Annotated in this window: 6 protein-coding genes and 2 pseudogenes; 4 read left to right on the top strand and 4 right to left on the bottom strand. The window is 69.0% G+C overall.

The genetic code is table 11. The features are described 5' to 3' along the window. Positions 1-77 precede the first annotated feature (77 nt). Complete coding sequence (gene ltrA, locus RH94_RS14640; protein ID WP_199880911.1) at positions 78-1,844, bottom strand: group II intron reverse transcriptase/maturase; 1,767 nt, start codon at positions 1,842-1,844, stop codon at positions 78-80. A gap of 663 nt (positions 1,845-2,507) precedes the next feature. After that, positions 2,508-2,702, bottom strand: a pseudogene (locus tag RH94_RS14635) (gamma carbonic anhydrase family protein); the annotation flags it as partial. A gap of 80 nt (positions 2,703-2,782) precedes the next feature. On the opposite strand from RH94_RS14635, the gene RH94_RS14630 reads away from it, so the two are divergent. Continuing rightward, entirely contained in the window at positions 2,783-3,634 is an 852-nt protein-coding gene (locus RH94_RS14630; RefSeq protein WP_073948040.1) for an acyltransferase, read from the top strand. A gap of 16 nt (positions 3,635-3,650) precedes the next feature. Here RH94_RS14630 and RH94_RS14625 read toward each other — a convergent pair whose 3' ends face one another. Then, a complete protein-coding gene (locus RH94_RS14625) occupies positions 3,651-4,508 on the bottom strand; it encodes a DMT family transporter (RefSeq protein ID WP_073948039.1) in 858 nt (285 codons plus the stop codon). 93 nt (positions 4,509-4,601) lie between these two features. On the opposite strand from RH94_RS14625, the gene RH94_RS14620 reads away from it, so the two are divergent. Both RH94_RS14620 and RH94_RS14615 read left to right on the top strand, forming a co-directional pair. After that, the gene (locus RH94_RS14620) at positions 4,602-5,174 is read left to right on the top strand and encodes a helix-turn-helix domain-containing protein (RefSeq protein ID WP_073948038.1); all 573 of its coding nucleotides are present in this window, start codon (positions 4,602-4,604) and stop codon (positions 5,172-5,174) included. A gap of 43 nt (positions 5,175-5,217) precedes the next feature. Next, complete coding sequence (locus tag RH94_RS14615; protein ID WP_073948037.1) at positions 5,218-5,772, top strand: YbaK/EbsC family protein; 555 nt, start codon at positions 5,218-5,220, stop codon at positions 5,770-5,772. A 9-nt stretch (positions 5,773-5,781) separates the two neighbouring features. Here RH94_RS14615 and RH94_RS14610 read toward each other — a convergent pair whose 3' ends face one another. After that, positions 5,782-6,189, bottom strand: coding sequence for a CoA-binding protein (locus RH94_RS14610; RefSeq protein ID WP_073948036.1), 408 nt, complete (start codon positions 6,187-6,189; stop codon positions 5,782-5,784). 148 nt (positions 6,190-6,337) lie between these two features. Here RH94_RS14610 and RH94_RS43375 point away from each other — a divergent pair. Further along, positions 6,338-6,682, top strand: a pseudogene (locus RH94_RS43375) (hypothetical protein); the annotation flags it as partial.

Below are 6,682 nucleotides of genomic sequence, written 5' to 3'. Positions count from 1 at the left end.
GGTGGTCGGGTAGCTGGGACCCATTACTGGGTCCCAGCCCCCTCAGAACCGTACGTGCGAGTTTCCCCGCATACGGCTCAAGCAAGCCTTACGCCGCTTTTCTTGTCATGCCCGCCGGCGTGAAGCTGACTGTGACAGGTAGCGTGCCGCACTTCCAGGTTGGACAGTGCATTACTGCCGCCGTGCTTTCGATGCACCACATGGTGGACATCGAATGCCCGGCGACCGGCCTCGAACCACGCAACCCAATCCCGCAGGCTGTCCGGCTCGAAACCCGCCCCTTCCAGAAGATCCAGACCACAGCCCGGGCACAGACCCTTCTGCCGCACGGTCAGGGTGACGATCAGTTTCTTCTCGTTCACCATGGTCGTGCTGCGCTTCCGGACGCGCTTCGACCAGAACTCCGCCAGCTCCGGGTCGTCCTTGGAATTGTCTCCAGGAACAACCTGGTGCCGTCGAATGGGGGTCCACGCAGCCTTCTGCAAATGCAGCTTGCTGTTACCGAACACCCACGTGTCCTGGCGCGTCGCGTGGTGTCGGCCCCAGAAATGGGACCTGATCCACTTGCGACCCTTCCTGCGGTGCCTCTTCACCGCCCACTTCCACAAAAGATCAAACGTATAGCGGTCAAGCCGCAAGAACGCCTGGTTCGCGGACACGGGCGAGTAGTAGGCCGTCCATCCCCGAATGAACGGGGCGAGGTTACGGATCAGGGTGTCCTGATCCGTGCCCATAGCCTTACGGATGGTGGACTTGATCTTCAACCTGGCGCGTTGTTCGGCCGCCTTGGACGGGGTGATCAAAGAGATGCCATTGCTGTGCTGTTGAACCGTGCATCCGAGGAAGTCAAACCCCTCACGAAGGTGGACCACACGGGTCTTTTCTTCGTTGAAGGCCAGCCCTCGCGGCTCCAGCCATCGCGCCAGCGATTCCTTGACCCGGTTCGCTTCATCCTCCGTGTGACAGAACACCACGAAGTCATCCGCGTACCGAATGAGTACCGTTGCACCTCGGGCGGTTTTGATGCCGCCCTTGCGCGCCCAGTACTTCACCCCTGCGGCCTGTTCCATTCCGTGCAGAGCGACGTTCAACAGCAGAGGGGAGATCACGCCGCCTTGCGGCGTGCCTTCTACCGTTTCGGAGAACGTGGAGTTCTCCATCACTCCGGCCTCAAGCCATCCAAGAATGCTCTCCCTGGCGGGAAAGAACCCGATGGAGTCCATCAGGTGCTTGTGGCTGATGCGGTCGAAAGCGCCCTTGAGGTCAGCGTCGAGTACCCACTGACGTGCGGGGTCATGCCCCGCGCTGCGCTTGACCGTTTGGTGGATCGCCTCCAGGGCGTCGTGGCAGCCACGTCCGGGCCTGAATCCATAGGACCTCGGTTCGAACCTGGCTTCCCATTCCGGTTCCAGGGCGTTCTTTACCCTGGCCTGGTGGGCACGGTCCGCGATCACCGGAATTCCCAGCGGTCGCATCTTCCCATTAGCCTTTGGAATGTATACACGCTTGACCGGTTTCGGCTTCGGGGCGTCCGCTTCAAGGTCCCGCACGAGGCGGGTCCTCTCGGCGGGATCGAGTGCCCTTTGACCATCGACACCGGCCGTGTTCCTGCCCGCGCTCTGTTGTGCCACCCTTCGCACGCTTACCAGCGTGTTGGAGTGTGAGCGCAGCATGAGCTTTTGCAGGTTTCGGACCTTCTTGAGGTCCCCTGCTTTCGCGGCCTTGAAGATTCGCTGCCTGAGACGCTTAACGTTCCGCTCCTGCGCGGACCAGTCGATGCTGTTCCATGCCTGAGCGTCGCTCAAGGTTCCGTTCCGGGAAGCGTCCACTTCCGTATCGGTCATATCTGCCTCCTGTTCTAACTTGTGCCTTGACTCTGCTTCTCGTCTTGCTCTGCCTTCAAGGGCTCACCAGATCCGCGTCAGCTCCCTTTCGGGACCCGCCACTTGGCGGGTATCCACCGGGTTATACAAGGAGCCTGGAGCGGCGCGTTCCCTTGCTTTCCCCTGCCCTTACGGGCTAGTGGCCTATGCTTCTCGGATCTTCCTGTTCCCGCAACGGGATTCACCTTCGTTGCCTCCGGCTTACCCGACCTTGCGGTCGGGACCGTTACGGGGTTTCCAAGTTCCGCAGTACTGAGTTGCGTTCGGGTTGGGAGTCCGCTCTGAACCGGGACCATGGTGACCACAGCGGGGTTTAACTGACTGCCCGCCCATGTGAGACTCCTCTGCCTCTAGTCCTCGGCCGCGTCGATTGCTTCCATCACGCGGGTCCACATTTCGGTCCGTACAAACACGGCTTCGCTTTCGCTCTCCCGTCCGAGCTTCCCCTCGCCTGTTGCCCCGTGATGGTCTGGGGGCTCTTGGGCTTTGACCGCCAGCTTCACACCACCCCATTGCTGGGGTCGCATGTGACGGCGGGGACCGGGGAGTTGGTCACTTCCCGGGCCGGGCCTCTTTCTCCTTTCTTGCCCGGCGCTCAGTAGCAGCGACTTACTTGTCGCACCAGTTGTCCTGGATGTTGCTGCTCGCGCCGACGGCGATCCGCTCGACGTCGCCGCGCAGCACCGCGCCGTACCAGACGCTCGCGCCCGCGCCCAGCGACACGTCACCGATCACCGTGGCCGTGGGCGCCACGAACGCCTCCTCGTCCACCCGCGGCTCCCGGCCGCCGATGCCCGCGATCAGCGCCTTGTGCGTCATCCTCGTCCTACCTTTCACGGCATGGGTCCGACGGCACCGTACGTCATCCGGTGGGGCGAAGATCACAGGCGTCGCGGCTCATGGACACGGCGGGGCCTGAGTACGGTGAGCGGGTGCCCAAGCGCAAGAACACGTTCTCATCATGGCGGCGCCGCCTCGCCCAGCGCGCCGTCCACGCGGGCTGGGCCTGGGCACAGCGCACGGGCTCCGTCACGGCCGAGCACCCCGGACGCCTCCGCTTCGGCGCGATGGGAACAGGTACCAGGCTGGCCTTCCCGCTCGGCACGGTCTTCGGCGAGCCGTGGATCCACCTGGGCGCACACTGCATCATCGGCGAGCAGGTCACGCTGACCGCCGGGCTGATGCCCGACCTCGACCTCGGCCCCGAGCCGATCCTGCGCGTCGGCGACGGGGTGGTCCTCGGCCGCGGCAGCCACGTCATCGCCGACACCACGGTCACCATCGGCAGCGACTGCTACTTCGGGCCGTACGTCTACGTCACCTCCACCAACCACTCCTACGACGACCCGCACCAGCCCATCGGCAGGCAGTGGCCCCGGATGGAGCCGGTGGAGATCGGCCCGGGCTGCTGGATCGGCACCGGCGCGGTGATCCTGCCGGGGGCGCGGATCGGGCGGAACGTCGTGGTGGCGGCCGGCGCGGTGGTCCGCGGCGAGGTGCCCGACCACGCGGTGGTCGCCGGGGCGCCCGCCCGGGTCGTACGCCGCTGGACCGCCGCCGGGGGCTGGCAGCCGCCGCTGCGGACTCCGGCTCCGGTGCCGATACCGGAGGGCGTCACCCCGGAGCAGTTGCTGGCACTGGCGGACCTGGACGAGGAGAGCGCGGCCCGCCTGGCCCGCCTGGCCGAGCCGGCCGGGGAGGGGGACTCCCGGCTCGCCGGGCTGGAGACCGAGGGCCGGCCTGCCCCGTAGCGGCCCGGCCGCGCGCTCAGCCCGTCGCCAGCAGCAGCGTTCCCACCAGTGCCAGACCCGCTCCCGCCGTCTGCACCGCCCGCAGCCGTTCGCTGAGGAAGCCGCGGGCGGCCAGCGCGGTCACCACCGGGTAGAGGGAGGCGAGGACGGCGGCCACCGTGACCGGGCCGTGCTGGGCGGCGACCGAGTACGTGCCGTTGGCCGCCACGTCCGCGAGGCCGACGAAGCCCAGCGCGGGCAGCGTGCGCCAGGGGAGGCCGCCCTGCGGCAGTACGGCCCCGCCCCGCCGCGAGGAGACGTAGAGCGCGGTCCCGCCCACCGCCACATTGGTGGCACGCTGCACGAAGAGCGCGAGGAACAGGCCGGTGACCGTGGTGGAGGCCTCGGCGATCAGTGCGAGTACCGTGCCGAAGCCGAGCGCCGCGACCAGCGTCAGCCAGACCGTCCGCCGCTGTACGGCGGCGCCCCCCAGCCGCGGCCCGCCCGCGAGCATCACACCGGTGACGGCGACCGCGATGCCCGCGACCTGCAGCAGCCCCGGCCGTTCGCCCAGCACCAGGCCGACCGAGAGGGGCACGGCCACGGCCAGTGAGGCGAGCGGCGAGACCACCCCCATCGGCCCCAGGGCGAGCGCCTTGTAGAAGCAGAGCATGGCGACCGGTCCGACCAGGCCCGCGGCGAACGCGAACCACAGCCGGGGGCCGGCCTCGCTCCAGCCTCCGGTGGCGAGGACGATCACGCCGAGTACGGCCGCCGCGATGCTCTGGGAGACCACGACGACGGTCAGGGCCGGGCTGCGCCGCGCGAGCAGCCCGCCGCCGAAGTCGGCCAGGCCCCACAGGAGGCTGGTGACCAGGGCGAAGAGTGCTGTCACGGCGTACCTCGCAGTACAGTTCGGTGGACGATCGGGTGCAACCCACCGTAGTGCAGTGAAGTGAACTCTGTCATCCAGAATATTGGACGGAATGTGTCGGACCTCGAACTGCTGACCCAGTCCCTGGCGCGCAACGTCAAACGCTGGCGCACCGAGCGCGGCTTCACCCTGGACACGCTCGCCGCGCGCGCGGGTGTCAGCCGCGGCATGCTCATCCAGATCGAGCAGGCCCGCACCAACCCCAGCCTCGGCACCGTCGTCAAGATCGGTGACGCGCTCGGCGTCAGCATCACCACCCTGCTCGACTACGAGCAGGGACCGAAGGTCCGGGTCGTCTCCGCCGACCAGGCCGTCCGTCTGTGGCACACCGACGCCGGCAGCTACAACCGGCTGCTCGCCGGCGTCGAGGCGCCCGGCCCGCTGGAGATGTGGGAGTGGCGCCTGATGCCCGGCGAGCGCAGCCCGTCCGACCCGCATCCCGCCGGCACCGTCGAACTGGTGCACGTCACCGCGGGGGAGCTGACGCTCACGGTCGACACGGTGGAGTACCGCGTGCCGACGGGCGCCAGCGCCTCCTTCGAGGCCGGCACCCCGCACACGTACGCCAACGACGGCGCCGTACCGATGGACATGGTGATGGCGGTCTCGGTGCCGCCCGTGCACTGAGACGCCCGGCCGTGCCGTGCCGCGCGGCTGTTAGCGTGCGGCCATGCGCGCACCCATCGGAAACTTCGACCAGGTCGTCCCCGCCCCCGACTGCCTCGACGAGCTGACCCGACCGGTCGCCGACGCCGTACGCCACTGGCGCGGCAGCGTCCCGGCCGACCAGATCCTCTACGCCGAGACCGACCCGCGGTGGGCCGACACCGCCGTCTTCGTCGAGCACTACGGCCGGGACCTGCTCGAGACGTCCGCGAACTGCGTGGTCGTGGCGGGCAAGCGGGGTGGTGAAACCCAGCTGGCCGCGTGCCTGGCACTGTCCACCACACGGGTCGACGTCAACGGCGTCGTACGCCGCCGGCTCGGCGCCCGCAAGGCGTCCTTCGCGCCGATGGACGTGGCCACGGGGGAGACCGGCATGGAGTACGGCGGCATCACCCCGCTCGGCCTGCCCGACGGCTGGCCCGTCCTGATCGACTCCGCCGTCGTCGACCTGCCGTACGTCCTCGTCGGCAGCGGCCGCCGCCGCGGCAAACTGCTCGTGCCGGGCAAGGTGTTCGCCGAACTGCCGGGAGCCGTGGTGCTGGAGGGGCTGGGGACCTGACCCCGCGGGTCAGCCCAGGCGGGGGATCTCGATGGCCGGGCAGCGGTCCATGACCATGTCGAGGCCCGCCGCCCGGGTGCGCTCGTAGGCGGCCTCGTCGATGACGCCGAGCTGGAACCAGACGGCCTTCGCGCCCTTGGCGACCGCCTCGTCCGCGACCGGGCCGGCCAGGTCGCTGTTGACGAAGACGTCGACCACGTCCACGTCGAACGGGACCTCCCCGAGGGTGGCGTAGCCCTGCTCGCCGTGCACCGTCTCCGCCTTGGGGTGGACCGGGACGACGCGCTTGCCGGAGCGCCGCAGCACCTCGGCGACGCCGTACGCGGCCCGGCCGCGGTTCGACGACAGGCCCACGACGGCCCAGGTGTCACCGAGTTCGGTCAGGATCTTCCGGATCGTCGCCGTGTCGCCGTACACCAGGGATCTCCTCGACTTGGGGAAGGGCTGCCGACTGGGCAACGGCGGGCGCCGCCCGGCGATTCCCCGCCGGGGTGAAACCAGTCACTATGTCCGGAAAGTGCGCCGTGGGCCTGCGTGTGGCCGCCCGGCCGCCTACGCTCGGGCCGTGCTGCGCATCATCGACGCCCGAACCGGCGAGCCCGTGGACGCCGCCCCCGCCCGCCGCGGCCTGACCCGTGTCGAGGCGCACGCGTCGGGCTTCGACGCCACGGGCCTGCGCGTGCTGCTGGTCGCCGACGTCCTCGTCCGCGCCCTCGAACTGGGCGGCACGCCCGTATGGGCCACGCTGACCGGCGACCGGGAACAGGCGGAACTGCGGGCGGGCGCCGCGACCCTCGGTGTCCGGCCCTTCGAGGACGGCCGCGGCCTCGGCGCCGCCCTCGACGAGGCCCAGGTCGTCCACGTGGCCGCCGGGGGCGACGCCGTGGCTCCCGAGGGCGTACGCGTCACC

It is taken from the genome of Streptomyces kebangsaanensis (assembly GCF_001906585.1).
In the GTDB taxonomy this organism is placed as follows: Bacteria; Actinomycetota; Actinomycetes; order Streptomycetales; family Streptomycetaceae; genus Streptomyces; species Streptomyces kebangsaanensis.
Note: the sequence above shows the minus strand (reverse complement) of the source record. Positions and strands in the feature narration are given on the sequence as shown.

Excerpts from the sequence above, each read along its gene's own strand:
- ltrA (WP_199880911.1), bottom strand. The coding sequence starts at position 1,844 with ATGACCGATACGGAAGTGGACGCTTCCCGGAACGGAACCTTGAGCGAC.
- RH94_RS14630 (WP_073948040.1), top strand. The coding sequence starts at position 2,783 with ATGGACACGGCGGGGCCTGAGTACGGTGAGCGGGTGCCCAAGCGCAAG.
- RH94_RS14615 (WP_073948037.1), top strand. The coding sequence starts at position 5,218 with ATGCGCGCACCCATCGGAAACTTCGACCAGGTCGTCCCCGCCCCCGAC.